Genomic DNA, 25304 nt, shown 5'->3' with positions numbered 1-25304 from the left:
CGCGGTGGCGTCACCCCGGACATACGTGACCTCCGACATGACGCCACCGTGGGCGGTGCCACCGACAGCGGCCCCGGCGTTTTCCGCCGCCGCCCGGGCCGCTACTTCGTGAGCTGCGACAGCTCCTCGTCGGCCGCCGTCGTCACCCGGCGGCGGATCGCGAACCAGCCGCCGACGAGCGCGGCCGCGACGACCGGGACGAGCAGGAGGGTCCTGCGGCCGACCTCGGCGTCGTTCCACATCAGGCCGAGCACGGCCAGCAGGAAGACGACGGTGGTGATCTCGGTGACCGGGCTGCCCGGCAGGCGGAAGGAGGGGCGGGCGAGCAGGCCGGCCTTCGCCCGGCGGACGAAGACCAGGTGGCAGATCATGATGATCACCCAGGTGCTGATGATGCCGAGGGAGGCGACGTTCAGCACGATCTCGAAGGCCTGGTCGGGCATGAGGAAGTTCAGCCCGACGCCGAGGACGCACACCGCGCAGGTGAGGAGGATGCCGCCGTAGGGGACCTGGCTGCGGTTCATGCGGGCGGTGAACTTCGGGGCCGAGCCCGCCATGGCCATGGAGCGCAGGATGCGGCCGGTGGAGTACAGGCCGGAGTTCAGGGACGACATGGCGGCGGTGAGGACGACCAGGTTCATCACGTCGCCGGCGCCGGAGACGCCGATCTTCGACAGGACGGTGACGAAGGGGCTCTCGTCGGCCGAGTAGACCGAACCGGGCAGCAGCAGGGCGAGCAGGACGACCGAGCCGACGTAGAAGAGGCCGACGCGCCACATGATGGAGTTCACCGCGCGCGGGACGACCTTCTCCGGCTCGGCGGTCTCGCCCGCGGCGACGCCGACCAGCTCCAGGGCGGCGTACGCGAAGATCACGCCCTGCATGACGAGGACGACGGGCATCAGGCCGTGCGGGAAGGCGCCGCCGTTGTCCGTGATCATGCCGAGGCCGGGCGTCCGGCCGTCGACGTCGTGCCGGGTGACGAGCAGGAAGAGGCCGACGCACATGAAGGCGACGAGGGTGGCGACCTTGACGATCGCGAACCAGAACTCCATCTCGCCGAAGATCTTCACCGAGATGAGGTTCACGGTCAGCACCACGGCGAGCGCGATCAGCGCCAGCACCCACTGGGGGACGCTCGTGAACGTGCTCCAGTAGTGGGTGTAGAGCGCGATGGCGGTGATGTCGGCGATGCCGGTGGTCGACCAGTTCAGGAAGTACATCCAGCCGGCGACGTAGGCGCCCTTCTCGCCGAGGAACTCACGCGCGTACGACACGAACGAACCGGACGAGGGCCGGTACAGGACCAGCTCGCCGAGGGCGCGGACGACGAAGAAGGCGAAGACGCCGCAGACCAGGTAGGCGAGCGCGAGCGCCGGACCGGCGTCGTGGAGGCGGCCTCCGGCGCCCAGGAAGAGGCCGGTGCCGATCGCGCCGCCGATCGCGATCATGTTGACGTGGCGGTGCTTGAGGTCCTTGCTGTAGCCGGCGTCGCCCGCGTCCGCGGGTGTCGCGGTCGCCTCGGGATGGACGGCGACTCCGGCCGTGCGCGCGGTGTCCTTGCTCACGGGTGGTTCCACTCTCTGGTGCGCCGGGGCGGTGCGGCCCGGCTGTCCGTACGGTCCTGGCCCGCGGCTCCCTGGTCGGGGCACAGACCAAGGCGGCATCTTCCCCGAAGGGGCCGCGCCATGCGGTGCTTCACGTCACAGAGCGTGACTTCTCACACGGCCGTCACACCGTGCGTGAGGCGGCCTCCGGGACCGTCCGGTGATCACCGCGGGTGCCGCGGCGCCGGTGGGACGGCGATACTGCTGCCCATGACGATCGAGACCGAGGAGCCGGCCGCCCTCACGGTCGACGAGCTGGCCGCCCGCGCGGGGGTCACGGTGCGGACGGTCCGGCTTCTACAGCAGCAGGGGTCTGCTGCCGCCGCCGGTGATCGGTCCGCGGCGGGTGGGGCATTACGGTCCGGAGCACCTGGCGCGCCTGGAGCTGACAGAGGAGCTGCAGGGGCAGGGGACGACCCTCGCCGCGATCGGACGCTGTCTGCGGCGACTGCCGCCGGACCTCAGCGCGCACGACCTCGCCGTGCACCGGGCCGTGGTGGCGTCCTGGGCGCCGGACGCGGTGGAGACGGTGACGCGGGAGGAGCTCGGACGGCGGGCGGGGCGGGCGCTGAGCGCGCAGGAGGTGGACCGGCTCGTGGCGATGGGCGTGGTCGCTCCCACCGCCGGTGCGACCGACGAGGACGGGAACCGGAGCGGTGCCGAGGACGGGGCCGACGGCGACCGGCGCGCCGACGCGGGCGCGTACCGCGTCGACTCCGGGCTGCTGCGGCTCGGGGTCCGGCTCCTCGACGTGCCGCTGTCGCAGGACGCGATCAGCGCGGCCCGCGGTGTCCTGCTGGAGCACGCGTGCGCCGCCGCCCAGGCGTTGTCGCGGCTGTTGCGCGAGGAGGTGCCGCAGCGCGACGCGCGGGAGGTGAGGTCGCTGTCGGCGCACATGCAGCCCCTGGTGGTCCAGGCCCTGCTGACGTCCTTCCAGCGGTCGCTCACCCGGGAACTGCGGGAGTGGCTCGGGGAGCCGCCGGCGGACGGCTCCCCGTGACGCGGGGCCGGCTCAGCGCCCGTCGGTGAAGACCTCCCCGCGCTCCGCCTTCTCCACCAGCAGCGCGGGCGGGGCGAAGCGGTCGCCGTAGCGCTCGGCGAGTTCACGCGCGCGCGCCACGAATCCGGCCGGGCCTCCCCGGTAGCCGTTGATGTACTGGAGCACGCCGCCGGTCCAGCCGGGGAAGCCGATGCCGAAGAGGGAACCGATGTTGGCGTCGGCGACGGACGTCAGCACGCCCTCCTCGAGGAGCCGGACGGTGTCGAGGGCCTCGGAGAAGAGCATGCGCTCCTGCATGTCCTCGAAGGGGATCCGTGCGCCCTCGCGCGTGAAGTGCTCGCGCAGCCCCGGCCACAGGCCCGCCCGCTTGCCGTCGGCGTAGTCGTAGAAGCCGGCGCCGCCGCTGCGGCCGGTGCGGCCGAACTCGTCGACCATGCGGTCGATGACGGCTTCGGCGGGGTGTCCGGGCCAGGTGCCGCCGGCCTCCTCGACGGCCCGCTTCGACTCGTTGCGGATCTTGCGCGGGAGGGTCAGCGTCAGCTCGTCCATCAGGGACAGGACCTTGGCCGGGTAGCCGGCCTGGGCGGCGGCCTGCTCGACGGAGGCCGGCTCGATGCCCTCGCCGACCATGGCGACGCCCTCGTTGATGAAGTGGCCGATGACCCGGGAGGTGAAGAAGCCGCGCGAGTCGTTGACCACGATCGGCGTCTTCTTGATCTGCCGGACCAGGTCGAAGGCGCGCGCGAGCGCCTCGTCGCCGGTGCGCTCGCCCTTGATGATCTCGACGAGCGGCATCTTGTCGACGGGCGAGAAGAAGTGCAGTCCGATGAAGTCGGCCTGGCGCTCGACGCCCTCGGCGAGGGCGGTGATGGGCAGCGTGGAGGTGTTGGAGCACAGCAGCGCGTCGGGGGCGACGACGTGCTGGATCTCCTGGAACACCTTGTGCTTGAGGGAGGTGTCCTCGAACACGGCCTCGATGACGGCGTCGCAGCCGGCCAGGTCCTGCGCGTCGGCGGTGGGCGTGATGCGGGCGAGCAGCGCGTCCGCCTTCTCCTGGGTGGTGCGGCCCCGGGAGACGGCCTTGGCGCACAGCTTCTCGGAGTAGCCCTTGCCCTTGAGGGCGGCCTCCAGGGAGACGTCCTTCAGGACGACGTCGATGCCGGCGCGGGCGCACGAGTAGGCGATGCCGGCGCCCATCATCCCGGCGCCGAGGACGGCGACCCTGCGGACCTGGCGGGGTGCGACGCCCTGGGGCCGGTTGGCGCCGGAGTTGACGGCCTGGAGGTCGAAGAAGAAGGCCTGGATCATGTTCTTCGAGGTCTGGCCGGCCGCCAGCTCCACGAAGTAGCGGGCCTCGATGACCTGCGCGGTCTCGAAGTCGACCTGGGCGCCCTCGACGGCCGCGGCGAGGATGTTGCGGGGGGCCGGGTAGGGGGCGCCGTTGGTCTGCTTGCGCAGGGTGGCGGGGAAGGCGGGGAGGTTCGCCGCGAACTTCGGGTTCGACGGGGTGCCGCCGGGGATCCGGTACCCCGGCCGGTCCCAGGGCTGCTGGGACTCGGGGTTCGCGTCGATGAAGGCGCGGGCCTTGGCGAGCAGTTCCTCGGGGGTGGCGGCGACCTCGTCGACCAGGCCGTTCTCCAGGGCGCGCCGGGGGCTGTACTGGGTGCCCTGCAGGAGGACCTTCAGCAGGGCGTCGGCGATGCCCAGCAGGCGTACGGTGCGCACGACGCCGCCGCCGCCGGGGAGCAGGCCCAGGGTGACCTCGGGGCAGCCGATCTTGGAGCCGGGGGCGTCCAGGGCGACGCGGTGGTGGCAGGCGAGGGCGAGTTCGTAGCCGCCGCCGAGGGCCGCGCCGTTGATGGCGGCGACGACCGGCTTGCCGAGGGTCTCGATGCGGCGGAGGTGGCGCTTGATCTCCAGGCCGCCGTCGAAGAGCTCCTGGGCGGTGTCGGGGGTGACGCGGATCAGGTCGCGCAGGTCGCCGCCGGCGAAGAAGGTCTTCTTGGCGGAGGTGATGATGACGCCCCGGATGGAGTCCTTCTCGGCCTCCAGGCGGTCGGTGACCACCGCGAGCGACGCGCGGAACGCCCGGTTCATGGTGTTGGCGGACTGGTCGGGGTCGTCGAGGACGAGGGTGACGAGGCCGGTGCGGTCCTGTTCCCAGCGGATGGTGGTGCTCTGTGTCATGACAGGGTCTCCGTAGAAGTCTCTTGGTTCCGCCGGGGTGTTCAGACGCGTTCGACGATGGTCGCGATGCCCATGCCGCCGCCGACGCACAGCGTGGCGAGGCCGTACCGCAGGTCGCGGCGCTCCAGCTCGTCGACGAGGGTGCCGAGGATCATCGCGCCGGTGGCGCCGAGGGGGTGGCCGAGGGCGATGGCGCCGCCGTTGACGTTGACCTTGTCCAGGGACAGGCCCATGTCCCTCACGAAGCGCAGGACGACCGCCGCGAAGGCCTCGTTGATCTCGACCAGGTCGATGTCGTCGATGGTCAGGCCGGCCTTCGCGAGGGCCTTGCGGGTGGCGGGGGCGGGGCCGGTGAGCATGATGGTGGGCTCGGAGCCGGAGACGGCGGCGGAGACGATCCGCGCCCGCGGGGTCAGCCCGTGGCGCTCGCCGACCTCTCGGGAGCCGACGGCGACCAGGGCGGCGCCGTCGACGATGCCGGAGGAGTTGCCCGCGTGGTGGACGTGGTCGATCCTCTCCACCCAGTGGTACTTCTGCAGCGCCACCGCGTCGAAGCCGCCCAGTTCGCCGATGTCCGCGAAGGACGGCTTCAGCCCGCCCAGCGAGTCGGCGGTGGTGCCGGGGCGCGGGTGCTCGTCGTGGTCCAGCACGACCAGACCGCTGCGGTCCCTCACCGGCACGACGGAGCGGTCGAAGCGGCCCTCCTTCCAGGCCGTGGCCGCGCGCTCCTGGGACAGCGCCGCGTACTCGTCGACGTCACGCCGGGAGAAGCCCTCGACGGTGGCGATGAGGTCGGCACCGATGCCCTGCGGCACGAAGTCGACGGCCAGGTTGGTCATGGGGTCGTTGAACCAGGCGCCGCCGTCACTGCCCATGGGCACCCGGGACATCGACTCCACGCCGCCCGCCAGGACCAGGTCCTCCCAGCCCGAACGGACCTTCATGGCGGCCAGGTTGACGGCCTCCAGGCCCGAGGCGCAGAAGCGGTTCTCCTGCACGCCCGCCACCGTGTCCGGCAGCCCGGCGGCGATCGCCGCGATGCGCGCGATGTCGGAGCCCTGGTCGCCGACGGGGCCGACGACGCCGAGCACGATGTCGTCGATCGCGGCCGGGTCGAGGCCGGGGAAGCGGTCGCGCAGCTCGTGGATGAGGCCGACGACGAGGTCGATGGGCTTCGTGCCGTGCAGGGCGCCGTTCGCCTTGCCGCGCCCGCGCGGGGTGCGGATCGCGTCGTACACGTACGCTTCGGTGCTCACTTGGTAAGCCTTTCGGGGAGGGTGGGCCGAACGGGTCAGTCGCCCGGGGGGAGGCCGGCGGCGAGCCGGGGTGTGTCCCAGTCGCGGGCCACGGCCGCCGTGTCGGCGCCGGGCCGTGCGGGACCGCTGCGGACGGCGGTGGGGGTCGCGGAGAAACGGGGGGCGGGGGCGGGCTGGGTGATCCCGCCGTGGTCGGTGAAGGTGGCGCGGGCGGCGAGGTGCGGGTGGTGCGGGGCCTCGCGCAGCGACAGCACGGGCGCGACGCACGCGTCGGAGTCCGCGAACAGGGCCGTCCACTCGTCCCGGGTCCGGGCTGTGAAGCGGGCCGCGACCGCTTCCCGCAGGTCGTCCCAGCGGGCCGGGTCCCGGTGGGCGTCGGCGAAGCCGTCGAGTCCGAGCAGCCGGACGAACTCCTCGTAGAACTGCGGTTCCAGGGCGCCGACGGCCATGTACCCGCCGTCGGCGGTCTCGTAGGTGCCGTAGTACGGGCAGCCGCCGTCGAGGAGGTTGGCGCCGCGGCGGTCCTGCCAGACGCCGGCGGCGAGCATGCCGTGGATCATGGCGGAGAGGTGGGCGGCGCCGTCGACGATCGCGGCGTCGACGACCTGGCCGGTGCCCGTCGCGCGCGCGTGGTGCAGGGCCGCGAGGACGCCGACGACGAGGTAGAGGGAGCCGCCGGCGTAGTCCCCGAGGAGGTTGGCGGGGAGGGCCGGAGGCGTGTCCGGGGCGCCGATCATGCCGAGGGTGCCGGTGAGGGCGATGTAGGACACGTCGTGGCCGGCGCGGTGGGCGAGCGGGCCGTCCTGGCCCCAGCCGGTCATCCGGCCGTAGACCAGGCGGGGGTTGCGGGCGTGGCAGGCCTCGGGGCCGACGCCGAGGCGCTCGGCGACGCCGGGGCGGTAGCCCTCGATCAGCACGTCGGCGCGGGCGGCGAGGTCGAGCACGCGCGCGGGGCCGTCCGGGGCCTTGAGGTCGACGATCACGGAGCGCTTGTTGCGGTTGGCGACGTCGCGGGACGGGTCGATCGCGAGGGCGGGGCCGCCGGGGCGGTCCACCCGGACGACGTCGGCGCCGAGGTCGGCGAGGAGCATGGCCGCGAACGGGCCGGGCCCGATGCCGGCCAGTTCGACCACGCGCACACCGGTGAGCGGGCCGTGGGCCGCCGGGTCCGCCGTGCCTGCCGTCGTCATCCGGCCCCCTCGCCGTGACACCACCGATGTGACACCAGTGATGCTAAGAACGTGTTCCAGTGGACACAAGAGCTGGGCGAGCAAGCGCTTAGCCAGTTCGGGGCCCGGTGCGCCGGCCCGCCCTCGGCCGCCACCCGTCAGCGCTCCGGGCCGCCGGGACGCGGCGGTGCGGCGGCCGCCCCGGCGGCGGACCCGGGCCGGCCGAGGGCGTACTTGCGCGCTTTCTCCCGCTTCCTCGGGGCGTTCCTGGGCACGGCCACCTGCTGCCTCCGGGCTCGTCGTCGGGCTCCGCACCCCTCACGCTAGCCTCAGCCACCGACAGCGGCGCGGGCTGCACATACCAAGGGGTGTCATGAGCAGGCTGAAAAGGACGGACCGTCCCTACGACATCGTGCTCTTCGGGGCGACCGGCTTCACCGGGACGCTCACCGCGCGGTACCTCGCGGCCCACGCCCCCGAGGACCTGCGCTGGGCGATCGCCGGCCGCGACGAGACGAAGCTGCGGCGGCTGCGCGACCTGCTCCCGGGCGGCACGCGGCCCGGGGTGCTGCGGGCGGACGTGTCGGACCCGGTCTCGCTGCGCGCCCTCGCGGAGCACGCGCGCGTGGTGGCGACGACGGTCGGCCCCTACGTGACGTACGGCGAGGAACTGGTGGCCGCCTGCGCGGACGCCGGTACCGACTACCTCGACCTCACGGGCGAGCCGGAGTTCGTGGACCTCGTGTACGTCCGGCACGACGCACGCGCGCGGGAGACCGGGGCGCGCCTGATGCACGCGTGCGGATTCGACTCGGTCCCGCACGACCTGGGCGTGTACTTCACCGTCCGGCAGCTGCCGGAGGGCGTACCGCTGACCGTGGACGGGTTCGTGACCGCCGACGCCGCCTTCTCGGGCGGCACGTTCGCCTCCGCGCTGGGCCAGTTCGCCCGCGGCCGGCAGATGGTGGCCGCCGCGCGGGAACGGCACCGGCACGAGCCGCGGCTGATGGGCCGCCGGGTCACGGCGCCCCTGGGCGCGCCCCGGTTCGCCGCGGAGGCCGGGGCCTGGGCGCTGCCCCTGCCGACCATCGACCCGCAGGTCGTGCGCCGGTCCGCGAAGGCGCTGGAGCGCTACGGCCCCGACTTCCGCTACCGCCACTACGCGGCCGTGCGGCGGCTGCCGGTCGCCGTGGGCGGCGCCGCGGCCGTCGGGGCGCTGGTCGCCGCGGCCCAACTGCCGCCCGCCCGGCGCTGGCTGTCCGAGCGGCTGAAGCCCGGGGACGGGCCGAGCGCCGAGAAGCGGGCGCGCAGCCGGTTCTCGGTCCGGTTCGTGGGCGAGGGCGGCGGCCGGCGCGTGTACACCGAGGTCTCGGGCGGCGACCCCGGCTACGACGAGACGGCGAAGATGCTCGCCGAGGCGGCGCTCGCCCTGGCCTTCGACGACCTGCCGGAGACGGCCGGTCAGGTCACCACGGCGGTGGCGATGGGCGACGCGCTGACCGAGCGGCTGCGCGCGGCCGGCATCCGCTTCCGGGTGGCCGCGCGCCGCTGACCGGCCCGACGGCGCGTCGGACCGGCCCGTCGTGCGTCGGGCCGGCCGCCGTGCCCCGTACGGGCCCGTCGTGCGTCGGAGCGTTCGTCGTGCCCAGGACCGGCTCGGTGGCACGTCGGGCCGGCCGCCGTGCCCCGTACGGGCCCGTCGTGCGTCAGGCCGGCCGCCGTGCTCCGTACAGGCCCGTCGTGCGTCGGAGCGTTCGTCGTGCCCAGGACCGGCTCGGTGGCACGTCGGGCCGGCCCGTCGTGCCCAGGACCGGCTCGGCGGCGCGTCGGACCGGCCCGTCGTGCGTCGGGCCGGCCCCGTCGCGTCTCAGACCGGCCACTCCACCAGCGTGTAGATCATCCCGGCGATCCAGGCCAGTCCGGCCAGGACGGCGAGGACCAGCGCGGCGTTCACGGCGCGCTCGACGGGCCGGTCGGGGTCGGCGAGGGGCTGCGGGGAGCGGTGCGTCGTCATGCGGGTCAGCCTGCCGGGCGGCGACGGGACCCCACATCGGTACGGGTACTCAGACGGCGTACTCAGACCGCGTGTCCGGGCGACGAACACGCCCCGCGTGCGGGGGTGGTCCGTCACCGCGCCGTGGAGCCCCGTGACGGACCGCGGGTCCCCGGCGCGGGACGCCGCGCGGCCGGTCAGGGACGCGTCGTCGCCTCCTGGAGCGCCCGGCGGCACAGCGCGTCCGCCCTGCGGGTCGTCTCCGGCAGACGGAACCGCGGGGTGAGGGCGAGGGTGTGCGCGCAGGCGTCGTCCAGGGTCACGCGGTGCCCGACGGACACGAACACCGGCTTGACGCCCCGGCGGGTCCGCAGGGCGCGGCCCACCTCGTCGCCGTCCGCCAGCAGCGGTGAGGCGGATCCGCGCGCGGCGCCGGGGTCCTCGTGGGTGAAGGCGAAGGGGTTCTTGGCGACGCCGATCGTGGGGAGCCCGGTGAGCACCCCGAGGTGGCTGGCGAGACCGAAGCGGCGGGGATGGGCGAGGCCGTAGCCGTCGCAGACGACCAGGCCGGGCGGGCGGGGCAGGGCCTCGAGGGCGGCCAGGACGGTGGGGATCTCGCGGAAGGCGAGCAGGCCGGACACGTACGGGAAGGAGACCCGCCCGACGGCGGTGGCCTCGGCGACGACGTCGAGGCTCGCCGCGTCCAGCACGACGGCCGCGGCCGCCACCACGTCGAGCTCGTCGTCGTAGGCGACGTCCACGCCCGTCACGAGGCCCGTGCCGGGCGGGGGGCCCGGTTCGTCGAGGACCACCCTCGCCCGCAGCTCGTCCTGGACGGCACGGGCCTCTTCCTCGGTCGCGGGCCAGCCCGCCGGTACGCGTACGGTCGTCGTCATGGTGGGACGAGCGTACGGCTCCCGGGGGGCCGCCCGCGATCCCGTTCCGGTCGGCCGGGTCAGCTCTTGCCCAGGGCCCGCTGGAGCTGGCTCTTGTTCATGTCCGAACGGCCGTGGATGTTGCGGCGCTTGGCCTCTTCGTACAGCTGGTCGTACGTGGGCCCCTGCGCGCCCCCGCCGGACCGCCGGCCGCCGCGCTCGCCGGACGACATGTCCTGCGTGGAGGTGCGGCTGGCCGTCTTCGACTCACCGGACCGGGCGCGTTCCTTGTTCACCGTCCGGGCGGCGATCTCCTTCGCCCGCCCGGTGCTCTCGCCCCGGTCCTGCGCACTCTCCTTGATGTGCTCGTACTGGCGCTCCCGCTTGGGACTGGAACCACGTGGCATGTGCGCTCACTCCTTTCGCGTGCACCCGACGGGTACCCCGGAACGGCGCGCCGAGCGGCTCACTTCTCCAGCCGTGCCACCCGCCCCTGTTCACCGGCGGCCCAGCAGCCGAGGTCGGGGGCGCAGTCGACGGTGTCGTAGGAGCCGGTGTCGACCGTGCGCCAGGTGCGGCCGGCGTCGGTGGTCAGGTCGGTTCCGGTGGGGCCGACCGCGAGGGCGGCGGTCCGGCTGTGCGGCAGCCAGCCGACGCCGGAACGGTAGGCGGGCGGCGGCGTGGCGGCCGGGCGCCAGGAGCGTCCCGCGTCGCCGGTGGCCGCGGCGGCCCGCGGGGAGGGCTGGTCGGGCCGGTAGTCGCCGCCGACGGCGAGGCCGTGGGCGCGGTCGCGGAAGGCGAGGGCGAAGACGCCGCGCGCGGGATCGCCCGCCGGGACCGGGGTGTCGGCGGCCGTCCAGGTCCGTCCGCGGTCGGCGGAGTGCAGCACGCGTGCGCGTGCGGCGCCGCCGGTGGCCAGCCACACGTCCCGGGAGCCGGCCGTGACCAGGCACTGGCCGCTCGCGGCGAAGCCCGCCTCGCCGTCCAGGGCGGGCGGCATGCCCGCGCTCGGCAGGACCGTCCAGGAGCGGCCGCCGTCGCTGGTGGACAGGATGCGGAACCTGCCGTCCACCGGGTCGCTCATCGCCAGTCCGTGGCGGCGGTCGAAGAAGGCGAGGCAGTCGTAGAAGGCCCGGGCGTCGGTGTTGCGGAAGGACTCCGTCCAGGTCGCGCCGCCGTCGTCGGTGCGGTACACGCGCGAGGCCTCGCCCTCGCCGATGGCGAGCACCACGGCGCGCCGCGCGTCGAACGCCTCGACGTCCCGGAACTGCAGCTCCGCGGCGCCGGGCGGGGAGACGTCGCGCCAGCTCCGTCCGCCGTCGGCGGTGCGCAGGACGGTGCCCCGAGTGCCGGCCACCCAGGCGGTGTTCCGGTCGACCGCCGCCAGGCCGCGGAAGCGGACGGAGGGCGTGCCGGTGTCCTTGAGCGCCCAGGCGGTCCCGCGCGCCCACGCCGCACGGTCCGCGCCCGCCCCGTCCGCCCGGGCGGGGGCGGCGGTGAGGACGGCCAGCGCCGCCGCGCAGGCCGCCGCGGCGACCGCCGTCCGTCCCCCGCGCCTCGCCCGTTCCGTCCCCGCCGTGCGTCGCGTGCTCCCCAAGCGCCTCATGGCGGGCGAAGCTAGTCCACGGCCCGGACGGCGTCCAGAGGGCCCCGCGCGCCTCAACCGCCCTACGGGGCACGGGAGCGGAAGCGGGTCACTCGCGTGCATGAAAGGCGGTGACCGAGGTCACTCGGACTTCGTGTGCACGGATCGGCCGGTTCCGGCGTCTCTTCCGGTGTCCGACCCCGCCCGTCCGGAAGTCCGTCCCGCCGTCACGAGGGAGCAAGGCGTTGTCCACCGTCATCGAGCAGCCCGTCGAGGCCCGCCTGGTCGCCGCCGCGCCCCGGATGCCGAACATCCCCGCCACGCTCCACTACGACCGGCGCGATCCCTTCGCCGTCCGCATGACCTTCCCGGCCCCGGCGACCCTGGAGGGCGTGGAGGTCTGCTGGACCTTCGCCCGCGAGCTGCTCGCCGCGGGGCTGCACGACGCGGAGGGCCACGGCGACGTCCGCGTCCGCCCCTACGGCTACGACCGCACGGTGATGGAGTTCCACGCGCCGGAGGGCACCGCGATCGTGCACGTGCGCTCGGAGGAGATCCGGCGTTTCCTGCGGGCCACGAGCGACCTGGTGCCGGCCGGTCTGGAGCACCGCCAGCTCGACCTGGACCACGAGCTGGCGGAGCTGATGCGGGACGCCTGACAGGCGCCCCCGGCGGACGCCCGCCCGCGTGACGGAGGCCTCCCCGTCGGCCGGACACCCGCGTGACGGGGGCCCGCGTCAATTCCGTTGACAGTCCTCCCGCGTCTTCCTACGGTGGGGAACGCTTCTGTTGCCGCCGATCGGAGAAGGCCGTTGCTCGTCTGAGGTCCTGAGACACCGCGCCACACCTGTCAGGTGTGCGCCGCGTGCGACCTCGGCGTTCGAGCCGTCCTTGCGGAGCAGGGCCCTTCTCCTCCGGATCCCTCCCGGTTCCCGCTCCCCGTCCGCTCCCGCGGTGGTCGCCGCCCCCGGTGTCTCGACACGCGTTGCCCTGACCGCACACGCAACCGCGAGGCCCGCTTGAGTATCTCGATCACCTGTTCCTCCCTGTCCTTCGTCTGGCCGGACGGCACCCCCGTCCTCGACGGACTCGACGTCGCCTTCGGCCCCGGCCGCACCGGACTCGTCGGCGTCAACGGCTCCGGCAAGTCCACCCTGCTGAAGCTGATCGCCGGGGAACTCACCCCCACCGACGGCTCCGTACGCGTCACCGGGGAGGTCGGCCACCTCCCGCAGAACGTCACGCTCGACACCTCCCTGAGGGTCGACGAGGCCCTCGGCATCGCCGCGCAGCGGGCCGCGCTGCACGCGATCGAGGCGGGAGACGTCTCCCAGGAGCACTTCGAGACCGTCGGCGACGACTGGGACGTGGAGGAACGCGCCCTGGCCACCCTCGGCGAACTCGGACTCGGCCACATCGGCCTGGACCGCACCGTCGGCGAGGTGTCGGGCGGCGAGTCCGTCCTGCTGCGCCTGGCCGCGCTGCTGCTGCGCCGCCCGGACGTCCTGCTGCTCGACGAACCCACCAACAACCTCGACCTGTACGCCCGCCGCAGGCTGTACGCGGCCGTCACGTCCTGGCCCGGCGTGACGGTCGTCGTCAGCCACGACCGTGAACTGCTGGAACTCGTCGACCAGATCGCCGACCTGCGCGCCGGGGAGGTCACCTGGTACGGCGGCAACTTCTCCGCCTACGAGGAGGCCCTCGCCACCGAACAGGAGGCCGCCGAGCGCATGGTGCGCGTCGCCGAGGCCGACCTGCGCAAGCAGAAGCGCGAACTGGCCGACGCCCAGGTCAAACTGGCCCGCCGCAAGCGGTACGGGCAGAAGATGTGGGACAGCAAGCGCGAGCCGAAGATCGTCATGGGGGCCCGCAAGCGCGCGGCGCAGGAGTCCGCGGGCAAGCACCGCATCCTGCACGAGGAGCGGCTCGCCGAGGCCAGGGGCCGGCTCGACGAGGCCGTGGAGGCCGTACGGGACGACGACGAGATCCGCGTCGACCTGCCGTACACGGCCGTGCCGCCGGGCCGGGAGGTCCTCACCCTCCGGGACCTGGAACTCGCGTACGGCGCGCGCGTGCGGGGCGGCCTCGACCTGCGCGGGCCCGAGCGGGTCGCGCTGGTCGGGCGCAACGGGGCCGGCAAGACGACGCTGCTGCGCACCGTCGCCGGCGAGCTGGCGCCGGTCGCGGGCGAGGCACACGCGCACGTGCCGCTGCGGTTCCTGCCGCAACGGCTGGACGTCCTGGACGGCGAGCTGACGGTCGCCGAGAACGTGGCCCGGTTCGCGCCCGGCGCCACCAACAACCGGATCCGCGCCCGGCTGGCGCGCTTCCTGTTCCGCGGCGCCCGCGCCGACCAGAAGGCGGCCACGCTCTCCGGCGGGGAACGGTTCCGGGCCGCCCTGGCGGCCCTGATGCTCGCCGAGCCGGCGCCCCAGCTGCTGATGCTGGACGAGCCGACGAACAACCTCGACATGGCGAGCGTCCGCCAGCTCACGACCGCCCTCGAGTCGTACGAGGGGGCGCTGATCGTGGCCAGCCACGACCTGCCGTTCCTGGAGTCGATCGGGATCACCCGGTGGCTGCTGCTGGACGGGGAGCTGCGGGAGACGTCGGCGCGGGAGGTGGCGGACCCGGCGTAGGACCGGCGGGTCTCAGGACGGGCACATCCCGATGACGAGGGTTCTGTCCGCGCGGAGCGGCCCTGCATGATGGCTGGCCGGCGCCGCCGACGCGGCGCCGGTCAGCCATCGCCGATTCGGAGACCTGGACGTGCCCAGCAAGAAGGCCCTCATCCGCCGCCCCGGCCCGCGCCTCGCCGAGGGCCTGGTGACGCACCTCGAGCGGGAGGCGGTCGACGTGGGTCTCGCCCTGGAGCAGTGGGAGGCGTACGCCGACGCCCTGCGGACGCACGGCTGGGAGACCGTCGAGGTCGACCCGGCCGACGACTGCCCCGACTCCGTGTTCGTCGAGGACACGGTGGTGATGTACAGGAACGTCGCCCTCATCACGCGCCCCGGCGCCGAGTCCCGGCGCGAGGAGACCGCGGGCGTCGAGGAGGCCGTGGCCCGGCTCGGCTGCTCGGTGAACTGGATCTGGGAGCCGGGCACCCTGGACGGCGGTGACGTCCTGAAGGTGGGCGACACGATCTACGTCGGCCGGGGCGGCCGCACCAACGCGGCCGGCGTGCAGCAGGTGCGGGAGGCCTTCGAACCGCTCGGGGCGCGGGTCGTGGCCGTCCCCGTCAGCAAGGTGCTGCACCTGAAGTCGGCGGTCACCGCGCTGCCCGACGGCACGGTGATCGGGCACATCCCGAAGGTGGACCGGCCGTCGCTGTTCCCGCGCTTCCTGGCCGTGCCCGAGGAGTCCGGCGCCCACGTGGTGCTCCTGGGCGGCCACAGACTGCTGATGGCGGCGAGCGCCCCCCGGACGGCCGGCCTGCTCGCCGACCTCGCGTACGAGCCCGTCGTGGTCGACATCGGCGAGTTCGAGAAGCTCGAGGGCTGTGTGACGTGCCTCTCGGTGCGCCTGCGGGAGCTGTACGCCTGACCGGGTGACCTGACCACCCGTCCAGCCCCGGCACCTGCGTGTCCCGGGGCCCTCCGGCGTGCCCGGCGACGGCGTGCGGGAGCCGTCGGCACGGGTGCTGATCAGCGATCTTTACGGCGCTCTTAACCTACGGCTTCGTAACCTACGGCCACGTAGCCTACGATCCCGTAGGTTCCGGCGCCGCCCGCCGGACCGATGTCCCCCGCACCACGTCCCCCTGGAGTACCCGTGACGATCGCCTCTCCTCACCTCGGCAGCCCTTCCGTCTGGACCGACGCCCGGCTGCTGTACGCCCTGGAGGAAGTGGTCGAGAAGGAGCTGAACCGGCATCTGAAGGCCGCGAAGGACTGGATGCCCCACGAGTACGTGCCGTGGAGCGACGGCCGCAACTTCCCCGGCTTCTTCGAGGACGGCGAGGCCTGGGACAAGGAGCAGTCGAAGGTCACCGAGATCGGCCGGATCGCGCTGGTGGTGAACCTGCTGACGGAGGACAACCTCCCCAGCTACCACCACGAGATCGCCAGCCTCTTCGGCCGGGACGGCGCCTGGGGCACCTGGGTGCACCGGTGGACGGCGGAGGAGGGCCGGCACGGCATCGTGATGCGCGACTACCTGCTCGCCTCGCGCGCGGTGGACCCGGACAAGCTGGAGCAGTTCCGCATGGCCCACATGAGCGAGGGCTTCGAGTCGGACAACCGGCACTCGATGCTCCACTCGGTCGCCTACGTCGCCTTCCAGGAGCTCGCCACCCGCATCTCGCACCGCAACACCGGCCACCAGTCCGGCGATCCGGTCTGCGACCGCATGCTGGCGCGCATCGCGACCGACGAGAACCTGCACATGGTCTTCTACCGCAACCTGCTCAAGGCGGCCTTCGAACTCGCCCCCGACCTCACCATGCAGGCCGTGCGGGACGTCGTCGTGAACTTCCGCATGCCCGGCCACGGCATCCCCGGCTTCGAGCGGGCCGCCGCGCAGATGGCGATCGGCGAGGTCTACAACCTGCGCATCCACCACGACGACGTCCTCCAGCCCGTCCTGCGGCACCTGAGGGTCATGGAGATCGACGGCCTCGGCCCCGAGGGGCGGCAGGCGCAGGAGGAACTCGGCCTGTTCATGGGCGGCCTGGACGCCGAGGCCCTGAAGTTCGACGAGAAGCTGGCCGCGCGCAAGGCGCGGATGGCGGCACGCAAAGCCGGCTGACCGCCCGCACCCCCGGTGAACGGCTCGCACGGGGAACCGATTTCCCCGTGCGAGCCGTTCACGGCCTGCGGCATCATCCCGCCATGCGTCACAGCCACACCGTCGAGCAGGCGCTCGGTCTCCTGCTCGGTCCGACCGACGGGCGGACCGCCGGGCGGATCAGGGAGCGCGTCGGCCTGCCCGCGCCCGAGACCGCCGCGTCGCGGCAGCGCCGGCTGGACCGGACCGGGGCGTGGGGGTCGGACGTCCCGTCCTCCCTCGTGCTCCGGGTCCTCCAGGAGGACGGTCCGGAGCTGAACTCCGTGGTGTGGCGCTGCGTCGCCTCGACGCCGGTCTGCGCCGGGCCCTCGCCCGCGGCGTCCCGTTCGGGCCGGGCCGGACGCGGCCCGTCCCGGTGGCCCGCTTGGTGCCCTTCGCCCCGACCGGCAGGGGCAGCCGGTGGGCGATCATGCGCACGGCCGCCTCCAGGCCCTGCAGGTGGGCGAGCTGGGCGCGCCGGGCCAGCGTCCACTGATCATGGCCGGCCTTGGTGATCGACCCGGCCCACCGGGAGGACGACTCCACCGTGAGGGCGCGCTTGCGTTCGGCCCATCGGGCGGCGTCGTGCTCCGACCCGGCCGCGCAGCGGGCCTTCAGATCCCGGCAGGCGAGCGAGCCGAGATGATCACCGACCAGCCGCAGGACGTTCTCGTCCTCGCCGGCCAGATACTCGAGCCGGGTACGGATCGCCACTCCGGACGGTCCGGGGGCGACGAAGGACGCCGACAGTCTGCGCAGCACGCCCATCCCTGCACCCCGCCCCACGCCGGTCAGCCGAACGACCCCTTCACCGCGCCCAACGACCACCACCCGCACGGGTCACGCATTCGATCAAGAAACTTCCGTTCCCGTCCCGGACCGCCGGACGGGCCGCAGCCCGCACCCACACTCATGCGCCCCGGAGCGCACCCGTGCGCACTCAACCGCCGGCAGTTCCCCATCCCCGCAACGCGGTCGCCCGGATGTGCGGGCTCAGCGCGACGCGCGCCGCATCCGTGAGCGTTCCTTCTCGGACAGACCGCCCCACACGCCGAAGCGCTCGTCGTTGGCCAGGGCGTACTCGAGGCAGGCGGACCGCATCCGGCACATGCCGCAGATGCGTTTGGCCTCCCGCACCGAGCTGCCGGGGTCGGGGAAGAAGAAGTCCGCCCCGGTCTGCGCGCACAGCGCGTCCCGCTGCCAGGCGAGATCGGGCGTGGGGATCGTGTCGGTGTACATGGCGAGGATCGTGCCGCGCGGCGAAAAACGTTCGATCAACGCCTGATATACGCGGCACGGCGGGGCCTTCGGCCACCTCGATGGTGCCCGCGCCGGGTCCCGTGGCGCACGGCGGCGCGCGGGAACGACGGCGAGGACGCGGACGACGGGACGCCCCGCGTCCGCCGTGCCCCGCCTCCCCCGCGCCGTGCGCCCGCCTCCGCGCTCCGGCAGCGCTCGCCGGTGGGCGGTGCGAGACTCGGCAGTAGCACAGGCGGGACCGCCACGAGGAGGGCGAAGATGCTCACCACCCGTTTCGTCAACGGCGCTCCGAACTGGATCGACGTCGGCACGACCGACATCGACCGCGCCTCCGGCTTCTACGGCGCCCTCTTCGGCTGGCGGTTCCGGTCGGCGGGGCCCGACGCCGGCGGCTACGGCTTCTTCCAGCGGGACGGCGGGACCGCGGCGGGCGGGATGCAGACCACGCCCGAGCAGGGGCCGCCCTCGTGGACGGTGTACTTCCAGTCACCGGACGCGGAGGCCACCTGCGAGGCGGTCGAGCGCGCGCACGGCAGGGTGCTGTTCCCGCCCATGGACGTGCGGGGTCAGGGCACGATGGCGATCCTCGCCGACTCCGCGGGGGCACCGTTCGGCATCTGGCAGCCCGGCCCCCTCAAGGGCCTGGACGTGGCGGGCGAGCCGGGCTCCCTGTGCTGGGTGGAGCTGTACACGCCGGACGAGGCCGCGGCCGCCGCCTTCTACCGCTCCGCGCTGGGCCTGGAGACCTCGGCCGTCGCCTTCCCGGGCGGGACGTACACCTGCGTCAACCCGGCGGACGGCGGGGAGGAGTCCGTGTTCGGCGGTGTCGTCCCGCGCGCCGGCGACCGCGCGGAGGCGGAGCCGGGGGCATACTGGCTGCCGTACTTCGAGGTCACCGACGTGGACACGGCCGTCGCGCGGGCACAGGAGCTGGGGGGCGCGGTGCGGATGGCCGCCGAGGACGTCGAGGGCGTCGGCCGGATCGCCCGTCTCGCCGACCCCGACGGGGCGCGGTTCGCCGTGATCAGGAGCGCGCCGGGACGGGAGTGACGCGGCGTCCGGGACCGGGCCGCGGGTCAGGCCGGGGCGCGGGTCAGGCCGAGGCGCGGCGCACCAGCGTGGTCGGCAGGACCACACCGGACGGCGGGGCGGGTTCGTCGCCCGGCGCGGTGTGCCCCGTGCGGCGGTCCAGGCCGCGCAGCAGGAGACGGGTCATGATCCGGCCCATCTCCTCGATGTCCTGACGGACCGTCGTCAGCGGCGGGTCGCTCTGTTCGGCGACCGGCAGCATGTCGTCGAAGCCGGCCACGGCGACGTCCTCGGGCACGCGCCGTCCGCGTTCGCGCAGCACGCGCAGGACGCCCGCGGCGGTGAGGTCGTTGGCGGCGAACACGGCGTCGACGTCGGGGCAGCGGTCGAGGAGTTCCCGCATGGCCCGCTCACCGCCGCCGGGGGTGAAGTCGCTCTCCACGACCAGCCGCGGGTCGGCGTCGCCCATGACGTCCCGGTACCCCTCGAGCCGGTCCGCCGCGGAGGTCTGGTCGAGGGGGCCGGTGACATGGGCGATGCGGGTGCGGCCCAGTCCGGCGAGATGGCGGACGGCCTCGCGGGCGCCGCCGCGGTTGTCGCTGTCGACGTACACGACGTCACGCGTGCCGTCGCTCCAGCCGGGGCGGCCGCCGAACACCGTCGGCACCCCCGCGCCCTGGATCAGGCCGGGCAGCGGATCGTCGAGGTGCAGCGAGAAGACGAGGGCGCCGTCGACATGGCCGCCGGCGAGGTAGCGGGCGACGCGGGCGTGGTCGTCGCGGCCCTCGGTGAGCAGCAGGACGAGCTGGTTGTCGTGCGCCGTCAGCTCCTTGCTGATGCCGCGGAGCTGGAGCGCGAAGAAGGGGTCGGCGAAGACCCGGGCCTCCGGTTCGGCGATGACGACGGCGACGGCGTCGTGCCGCTTCGTCACCAGGCTGCGGGCGGCCTGGTTGGGGACGTAGCCGAGTTCCTCCACGGCCCGCCGGACCCGCTCGACCAGGGGTTCCCTGACCCCGTCCCCGCCGTTGACGACCCGTGAGACGGTGGCCCGGGAGACCCCGGCGCGCGCGGCCACGGCCTCCAGTGTGGGACGCGGCGGCGCTGTCTCGGTCACTTCGGGGCTCCTCCTCGGCGGGTGCGGATCAGGATAGCTCCGGGCCGGGACGAGGCGAGAGCGCTCTCGCCGCCGGGAGGGGGCCCGTGCGGCCCGCCCGGGGCCTCGGCGGGGACCGCGGCTCGGAGCGGCGGGCGGAGCCGGTGGAGGAGCCGGAGCCGCTGCGCGGGGAGGACGCGCGGGGCCGTCCGTGGGCGGCCCGGCCGCGCGAGGCCGTCCGTGGGCGGCCCGGCCGCGCGGGGCCGTCCGTGGGCGGCCCGGCCGCGCGAGGCCGCCCACGGGACGGCCCGGCCGCGCGAGGCCGCCCACGGGACGGCCCGGCCGCCCGGTGCGCCGAGCCGCCGGCCGGGCGGGAAGGACCCGTCGTGGGTGCCTCTCGGGCCGGGGCGGGTGGCCGGGGCGGCGTACGGCCACGGGGGAGAAGGGTGCCCGGTTCCGGCACACGGCCCGGTGCCGGCCCACGGCGCCCGGACCGGACGCCTGAGGGCTGCGCGTAGGCGCGGCCTGCGGAGCCGGTGCGCCACGGCCTCGGGGGAGATCCCGGGCGCACGGCCCCGGAGGCCGCCGTCCGCCGCATGGGCGCCGCCGTCCGGCAGTGGACGGCGCCGCCCCGGGGCGGGGCGGCGCGTGCCGCGCGCGGGCTACGGCGTCATCAGGATCTTCACCGCGCCGTCCCGCTTGTGCTGGAACATCTCGTACGCCTTCGGCGCGTCCGACAGGGGCACCCGGTGGGTGGCGAAGTCGTCGACGCCGAGGGGGTCCTCGTCGGTCAGGTACGGGATGATGTCGTCGGCCCAGCGGCGCACGTTGGCCTGGCCCATCCGGATCTGGAGCTGCTTGTCGAACATGGTGAGCATGGGCAGCGGGTCGGCCATGCCGCCGTAGACGCCGACCAGCGAGAGGGTGCCGCCGCGGCGGACCAGCTCGATGGCGGTGTGCAGGGCGGCGAGCCGGTCGATGCTGAAGCGCTCGGCGAGGGGGCCGCCTATCTTGCGCGGCAGCAGGGCGGAGGCGTTCTGGACGAGGCGGGCGGCGGCGCTGCCGTGGGCCTCGGTGCCGACGGCGTCGATCACGGCGTCGGGGCCGCGGCCGTCGGTCTCGTCGCGGATCGCGGCGACGAGTTCCTTCTCGCTGTCGAAGTTCCTCAGGTCGTACGTCTCCACGCCCCGCGCGTGGGCCCGGCGCAGCCGGTCGCCGACCAGGTCCACGCCGAACACCCGCCCGGCGCCGCGCACCTGGGCGACGCGGCAGGCCATGTCGCCGATGGGGCCGAGGCCCAGGACGGCGACGGAGCCGCCCGGGGGGATGTCGGCGTAGGCGACGGCCTGCCAGGCGGTGGGCAGCACGTCGGAGAGGTAGACGAACCGGTCGTCGGGCGGGCCCTCGGGAACCTTGATCGGGCCGAACTGGGCCTGCGGGACGCGCAGGTACTCCGCCTGGGCGCCGGGCACCGCGCCGTACAGGCGGGTGTAGCCGAAGATGGCGGCGCCCATGCCCTCACCGGTGACCTGAGTGGTCTCGCACTGCGTGGGCAGGGAGTTGAGGCACATCCAGCAGTCGCCGCAGGCGATCTGGAAGGGCACCACGACCCGGTCGCCGGCCTTCAGGTCGGGTACGCCGGGGCCGACCTCCTCGACGATGCCCATGGGTTCGTGGCCGAGGATGTCGCCCGGGGTCATGAACGGGGTGAGCACCTCGTAGAGGTGCAGGTCGGAGCCGCACAGTCCGCTGGACGTGATGCGGATGACGGCGTCCGTCGGTTCCTGGATGGTCGGGTCGGGCACGGTCTCCACCCGTACGTCCCGCTTCCCCTGCCAGGTCACTGCCTTCATCGTGCCGCGCTCCCTCCGCCGAGTTCCGGGGCCCCGCCCGTCGGGGAGGGCCTGGTCGTGGGCGCCGTCCGGGTACCCGACAGCCCGCTGCCGAACCTCGCCGCGGAGGGAGCGGGTCCGGAACGGCCGCCGGAGAGCCGCCCGGCGCACCGTGCGGGGACGAACGGGATGCCGGCGGCCGACGCGGCGAGAACGGGCGCGGCGGCGACCGCCGCGGGCGCGGGACGCGGAGCGCGTCGGGGCGCGCCGTGGCGGGCCTCGCGGACCGCGGCCGTCGCGGCGGCTCACGGTGCGCGCGCCGGGCCTTCCGGGCGGACCCGGTCAGGGGCCGGTGGCCAGGGGTTCCGCCGGACGACGCAGCCCCTCGGCCGCGTCCGCGACCCGCCGGATGAGGTCGCAGAAGACGGTCTGTTCCTCGGCGGAGAGCGGGGCCAGGAAGACCTGGTTCATCCGGGCCGTGCGCACGGCCAGCTTGCGGTGGGTGCGCCGGCCCTCGTCGGTGAGGCCCAGCAGGAAGCGGCGGCCGTCCTGCGGGTCGCGGACCTTGTCGAGCAGCCCCCGCCGGCTCAGACGGCTGATGACCTCGGCGATGGTGGAGCGGTCCAGGCCCACCCGCTCCCCCACCGTGCGCTGGTCCAGGCCGGGCTCGGCGACCAGCGCGTTGAGCACGGCGAACTGCGGTGAGGTGATCTCCTCGGACACCATCGTGTTCCACAGCAGGTAGTGCGCCTGCTGCAGCCGCCGGGCGAGGTGCCCGGGGTGGGCGGAGAGGTCCACCGACGCCATGCGTGCTCCCGAGGTCGTCTTCGTTGATGCGCTGAACATTCATCCGTGTACTGAACGATACCCGTCGACGGCCGACGTGTCCTCCGTCACCCGTACGACCTGACCTCGGCTTTCTCGAGGTCTTGACGCTTCGCTCCGCCGATGGCAGCGTGAGGACACCTCGCTGAAATAATCAGTGCCCTGATTAATTGACGGCTCCGGCCGCCACGGGCACGCGGACGACGGATGGGTTTCACGGATGGACAAGGTGGTCGCCACGGCCCGGGAGGCGGTGGCCGACGTGCCGGACGGCGCGTCGCTGGCGGTGGGTGGTTTCGGGCTGAGCGGTGTGCCGAACGTGCTGATCCAGGCGTTGTACGAGCGGGGCGTGAGCGGCCTGAGCGTCGTCTCCAACAACTGCGGGGCGATGGAGTCGGGACTGGCGGTGCTGCTCGCCGCCGGGCGGATCGCGCGGGTGACCGGCTCCTACATCGGGGCGAACAAGGAGTTCGCCCGGCAGTACCTGGCCGGTGAGCTGGAGGTGGAGCTGATCCCCCAGGGCACCCTCGCCGAACGGCTGCGGGCCGGCGGCGCCGGCATCCCCGCCTTCTACACCCCGGCGGGCGTGGGGACGCAGGTCGCCGAGGGCGGGCTGCCGTGGCGCTACGACGGCCAGGGCGGCGTCGCGCTGGCCTCGCCGCCGAAGGAGGTGCGGGAGTTCGACGGCACCGAGTACGTGCTGGAGCGGGGCATCCGCACCGACTTCGCGCTGGTGCGGGCCGCCCGCGGCGACCGGCACGGCAACCTGGTCTTCAACAAGTCCTCCCGGAACTTCAACCCGCTCGCCGCGACGGCCGGGAAGATCACGATCGCCGAGGTCGAGGAACTGGTGGAGCCCGGGGAGATCGACCCGGACGCGGTGCACCTGCCCGGCGTCTTCGTGCAGCGGGTGCTCGCCCTCACCCCCGAGCAGGCGGCGGACAAGAAGATCGAGCAGCGGACGGTGAGCAGCTGATGGCCTGGACACGCGAGCAGATGGCCGCCCGGGCGGCGCGCGAGCTGAGGGACGGGCAGTACGTCAACCTCGGCATCGGCCTGCCCACCCTGATCCCCAACTACCTCCCCGACGACGTCGAGGTGGTGCTGGAGTCGGAGAACGGCATCCTCGGCACGGGTCCCTACCCGACCGAGGAACAGGTCGACCCGGACCTGATCAACGCGGGCAAGGAGACCGTCACGGTCCTGCCCGGCGCCTCCTTCTTCGACTCGGCGCTCTCCTTCGGCATGATCCGCGGCGGGCACATCGACGTCGCCGTGCTCGGCGCGATGCAGGTGTCCGAGACGGGCGACCTGGCGAACTGGGCCATCCCCGGAAAGATGATCACCGGGATCGGCGGGGCGATGGACCTGGTGCACGGCGCCCGCACGGTCATCGTCGTCATGACGCACACCGCCAAGGACGGCAGCCCGAAGATCCTGACCGAGTGCGCGCTGCCGCTCACCGGCAAGGCCTGTGTGAACCGCATCATCACCGACCTCGGCGTCCTCGACGTCACCGACGACGGACTGGTGCTGGTGGAGACCGCGCCCGGGGTGAGCGTCGACGAGATCGTCGCGAAGACCGACGCCAAGGTGAGCTGGACGGAGGAAGCACGGTGAAGGACGTCTACATCGTCGACGCGGTCCGCACCCCGATCGGCCGCTACAACGGCGCCCTGGCCGGGGTGCGCCCGGACGACCTGGCCGCCCACGCCGTCCGGGAACTCCTGGACCGCACCCCCGACCTGGACCCCTCGCGCATCGAGGACGTCTACTTCGGCAACGCCAACGGCGCCGGCGAGGAGAACCGCAACGTCGGCCGCATGGCCGCCCTCCTCGCGGGCCTGCCGACCTCCGTGCCCGGCGTGACCGTCAACCGGCTGTGCGCCTCCGGCCTGGAGGCGGTGATCCAGGCGGCCCGCGCCATCGCCGTCGGGGACGCCTCCGTCGCCGTGGCGGGCGGCGTGGAGTCCATGACCCGCGCGCCGTACGTGCTGCCGAAGTCGGACCGGCCGTTCCCGGCCGCGCACACGGAGCTGTACTCGACCACGCTGGGCTGGCGGATGGTCAACCCGAAGATGGACCCCCAGTGGACGATCCCGCTGGGCGAGTCGGCCGAACTCATCGCCGAGAAGCACGGGATCAGCCGGGAGCGGCAGGACGAGTTCGCGCTCGCCTCGCACCGCAAGGCCGCCGCCGCGCAGGCGCAGGGCCTGTTCGACGCCGAGCTCGCGCCGGTGACGATCCCGCGCCGCAAGGGCGACCCGCAGGTCGTCGCCGCCGACGAGAGCGTCCGCGCCGACGCCTCCCTGGAAGCGATGGCGAAGCTCAAGCCGTCGTTCCGCACGGAGAACGGCACGGTGACGGCCGGCAACGCCTCTCCCCTCAACGACGGTGCCGCGGCCCTGCTGCTGGTCGACGAGGAGGGCCTGGCCGCCACCGGCCGCGAACCCCTCGCCCGCGTCCGCGCCACCGGCGTGTCGGCGATCGACCCGCAGTACTTCGGGCTCGCCCCCGTCGAGGCGGTCGACCGGGCGCTGGCCAAGGCGGGCAAGGGCTTCGGCGACCTGTCGGTGCTGGAGCTGAACGAGGCCTTCGCCGCCCAGGTGCTGGGCTGTGTGGCCGAGTGGCCCGAGTTCGACCCCGCGATCCTCAACCCGCAGGGCGGAGCGATCGCGCTGGGCCACCCGCTCGGCGCCTCCGGCGCCCGCCTCGCCGGCACGGTCGCCCACCAGCTCGCCCGCCGCGGGAGCGGCGTCGGCGTCGCCACCCTCTGCATCGGCGTGGGCCAGGGCCTCGCCCTCGTCCTCGAACGCTAGGAAT

At 74.0% G+C, this 25304-nt stretch carries 21 protein-coding genes and 2 pseudogenes; 10 read left to right on the top strand and 13 right to left on the bottom strand.

Going from position 1 to position 25304, the window contains the following annotated elements; genetic code table 11:
• Nucleotides 1-101 precede the first annotated feature (101 nt).
• Nucleotides 102-1568, bottom strand: coding sequence for an amino acid permease (locus ACH4F6_RS05800; RefSeq protein ID WP_397958617.1), 1467 nt, complete (start codon nt 1566-1568; stop codon nt 102-104).
• 249 nt (nt 1569-1817) lie between these two features.
• On the opposite strand from ACH4F6_RS05800, the pseudogene ACH4F6_RS05795 reads away from it, so the two are divergent.
• Nucleotides 1818-2607: pseudogene (locus tag ACH4F6_RS05795) on the top strand (MerR family transcriptional regulator).
• 12 nt (nt 2608-2619) lie between these two features.
• Here the strand turns inward: ACH4F6_RS05795 and ACH4F6_RS05790 are convergent.
• From ACH4F6_RS05790 to ACH4F6_RS05780, 3 genes are read right to left on the bottom strand one after another with little or no spacing between them, the layout of a single operon-like run.
• A complete protein-coding gene (locus ACH4F6_RS05790) occupies nt 2620-4794 on the bottom strand; it encodes a 3-hydroxyacyl-CoA dehydrogenase NAD-binding domain-containing protein (protein WP_397958616.1) in 2175 nt (724 codons plus the stop codon).
• Nucleotides 4795-4835: 41 nt separating this feature from the next.
• Nucleotides 4836-6050 carry an acetyl-CoA C-acetyltransferase gene (locus ACH4F6_RS05785; protein WP_397958615.1) on the bottom strand — a complete coding sequence of 405 codons (1215 nt, stop codon included), beginning with the start codon at nt 6048-6050 and terminating at the stop codon, nt 4836-4838.
• A gap of 35 nt (nt 6051-6085) precedes the next feature.
• Entirely contained in the window at nt 6086-7240 is a 1155-nt protein-coding gene (locus tag ACH4F6_RS05780) for a CaiB/BaiF CoA transferase family protein (protein WP_397958614.1), read from the bottom strand.
• Between the two features lie 352 nt (nt 7241-7592).
• Here ACH4F6_RS05780 and ACH4F6_RS05775 point away from each other — a divergent pair, with 352 nt between their 5' ends.
• Nucleotides 7593-8771, top strand: a complete 1179-nt coding sequence (locus ACH4F6_RS05775; RefSeq protein WP_397958613.1) for a saccharopine dehydrogenase family protein — start codon at nt 7593-7595, stop codon at nt 8769-8771.
• Between the two features lie 315 nt (nt 8772-9086).
• Here ACH4F6_RS05775 and mmpA read toward each other — a convergent pair whose 3' ends face one another.
• From mmpA to ACH4F6_RS05755, 4 genes are all read right to left on the bottom strand, one after another.
• Nucleotides 9087-9233 (bottom strand): morphogenic membrane protein MmpA, encoded by a 147-nt coding sequence (gene mmpA / locus ACH4F6_RS05770; protein WP_397958612.1) that lies wholly within the window; start codon nt 9231-9233, stop codon nt 9087-9089.
• A gap of 176 nt (nt 9234-9409) precedes the next feature.
• Nucleotides 9410-10108: an endonuclease V gene (locus ACH4F6_RS05765; protein WP_397958611.1), complete on the bottom strand. Its 699-nt coding sequence runs from the start codon at nt 10106-10108 to the stop codon at nt 9410-9412.
• A gap of 59 nt (nt 10109-10167) precedes the next feature.
• Entirely contained in the window at nt 10168-10494 is a 327-nt protein-coding gene (locus ACH4F6_RS05760) for a plasmid stabilization protein (RefSeq protein WP_397958610.1), read from the bottom strand.
• Between the two features lie 59 nt (nt 10495-10553).
• Complete coding sequence (locus ACH4F6_RS05755) at nt 10554-11693, bottom strand: WD40/YVTN/BNR-like repeat-containing protein (RefSeq protein ID WP_397958609.1); 1140 nt, start codon at nt 11691-11693, stop codon at nt 10554-10556.
• A gap of 224 nt (nt 11694-11917) precedes the next feature.
• Here ACH4F6_RS05755 and ACH4F6_RS05750 point away from each other — a divergent pair, with 224 nt between their 5' ends.
• From ACH4F6_RS05750 to ACH4F6_RS05735, 4 genes are all read left to right on the top strand, one after another.
• Entirely contained in the window at nt 11918-12331 is a 414-nt protein-coding gene (locus ACH4F6_RS05750; protein ID WP_397958608.1) for an SsgA family sporulation/cell division regulator, read from the top strand.
• A gap of 360 nt (nt 12332-12691) precedes the next feature.
• The gene (locus ACH4F6_RS05745; RefSeq protein WP_397958607.1) at nt 12692-14314 is read left to right on the top strand and encodes an ABC-F family ATP-binding cassette domain-containing protein; all 1623 of its coding nucleotides are present in this window, start codon (nt 12692-12694) and stop codon (nt 14312-14314) included.
• Between the two features lie 130 nt (nt 14315-14444).
• The gene (gene ddaH, locus ACH4F6_RS05740; RefSeq protein WP_397958606.1) at nt 14445-15221 is read left to right on the top strand and encodes a dimethylargininase; all 777 of its coding nucleotides are present in this window, start codon (nt 14445-14447) and stop codon (nt 15219-15221) included.
• Between the two features lie 228 nt (nt 15222-15449).
• Nucleotides 15450-16424 (top strand): acyl-ACP desaturase, encoded by a 975-nt coding sequence (locus ACH4F6_RS05735; protein ID WP_397958605.1) that lies wholly within the window; start codon nt 15450-15452, stop codon nt 16422-16424.
• 390 nt (nt 16425-16814) lie between these two features.
• Here ACH4F6_RS05735 and ACH4F6_RS05730 read toward each other — a convergent pair.
• Nucleotides 16815-17210, bottom strand: a pseudogene (locus tag ACH4F6_RS05730) (IS200/IS605 family accessory protein TnpB-related protein); the annotation flags it as partial.
• 225 nt (nt 17211-17435) lie between these two features.
• Nucleotides 17436-17681 carry a WhiB family transcriptional regulator gene (locus tag ACH4F6_RS05725; protein WP_397958604.1) on the bottom strand — a complete coding sequence of 82 codons (246 nt, stop codon included), beginning with the start codon at nt 17679-17681 and terminating at the stop codon, nt 17436-17438.
• Nucleotides 17682-17960: 279 nt separating this feature from the next.
• Here ACH4F6_RS05725 and ACH4F6_RS05720 point away from each other — a divergent pair, with 279 nt between their 5' ends.
• Nucleotides 17961-18752, top strand: a complete 792-nt coding sequence (locus ACH4F6_RS05720) for a VOC family protein (protein ID WP_397958603.1) — start codon at nt 17961-17963, stop codon at nt 18750-18752.
• 43 nt (nt 18753-18795) lie between these two features.
• Here ACH4F6_RS05720 and ACH4F6_RS05715 read toward each other — a convergent pair whose 3' ends face one another.
• From ACH4F6_RS05715 to ACH4F6_RS05705, 3 genes are all read right to left on the bottom strand, one after another.
• Nucleotides 18796-19845 carry a LacI family DNA-binding transcriptional regulator gene (locus tag ACH4F6_RS05715; protein WP_397958602.1) on the bottom strand — a complete coding sequence of 350 codons (1050 nt, stop codon included), beginning with the start codon at nt 19843-19845 and terminating at the stop codon, nt 18796-18798.
• 641 nt (nt 19846-20486) lie between these two features.
• Nucleotides 20487-21677, bottom strand: a complete 1191-nt coding sequence (locus tag ACH4F6_RS05710) for a zinc-dependent alcohol dehydrogenase (protein WP_397958601.1) — start codon at nt 21675-21677, stop codon at nt 20487-20489.
• Nucleotides 21678-21998: 321 nt separating this feature from the next.
• Nucleotides 21999-22463, bottom strand: a complete 465-nt coding sequence (locus ACH4F6_RS05705) for a MarR family winged helix-turn-helix transcriptional regulator (protein ID WP_397958600.1) — start codon at nt 22461-22463, stop codon at nt 21999-22001.
• 238 nt (nt 22464-22701) lie between these two features.
• Here ACH4F6_RS05705 and ACH4F6_RS05700 point away from each other — a divergent pair, with 238 nt between their 5' ends.
• Genes ACH4F6_RS05700 through ACH4F6_RS05690 form a run of 3 tightly spaced genes read left to right on the top strand, consistent with a single transcriptional unit; the run spans nt 22702 to nt 25300 of the window.
• A complete protein-coding gene (locus tag ACH4F6_RS05700; RefSeq protein WP_397958599.1) occupies nt 22702-23457 on the top strand; it encodes a CoA transferase subunit A in 756 nt (251 codons plus the stop codon).
• Nucleotides 23457-24101: a CoA transferase subunit B gene (locus ACH4F6_RS05695; RefSeq protein WP_397958598.1), complete on the top strand. Its 645-nt coding sequence runs from the start codon at nt 23457-23459 to the stop codon at nt 24099-24101. Before ACH4F6_RS05700 ends, ACH4F6_RS05695 begins: the two co-directional genes overlap by 1 nt.
• Nucleotides 24098-25300, top strand: a complete 1203-nt coding sequence (locus ACH4F6_RS05690; protein ID WP_397958597.1) for a thiolase family protein — start codon at nt 24098-24100, stop codon at nt 25298-25300. Before ACH4F6_RS05695 ends, ACH4F6_RS05690 begins: the two co-directional genes overlap by 4 nt.
• Nucleotides 25301-25304 lie beyond the last annotated feature (4 nt).

The sequence above is a fragment of the Streptomyces sp. NPDC017936 genome (genome assembly GCF_044328485.1).
Taxonomy (GTDB): domain Bacteria; phylum Actinomycetota; class Actinomycetes; order Streptomycetales; family Streptomycetaceae; genus Streptomyces.
Note: the sequence above shows the minus strand (reverse complement) of the source record. Positions and strands in the feature narration are given on the sequence as shown.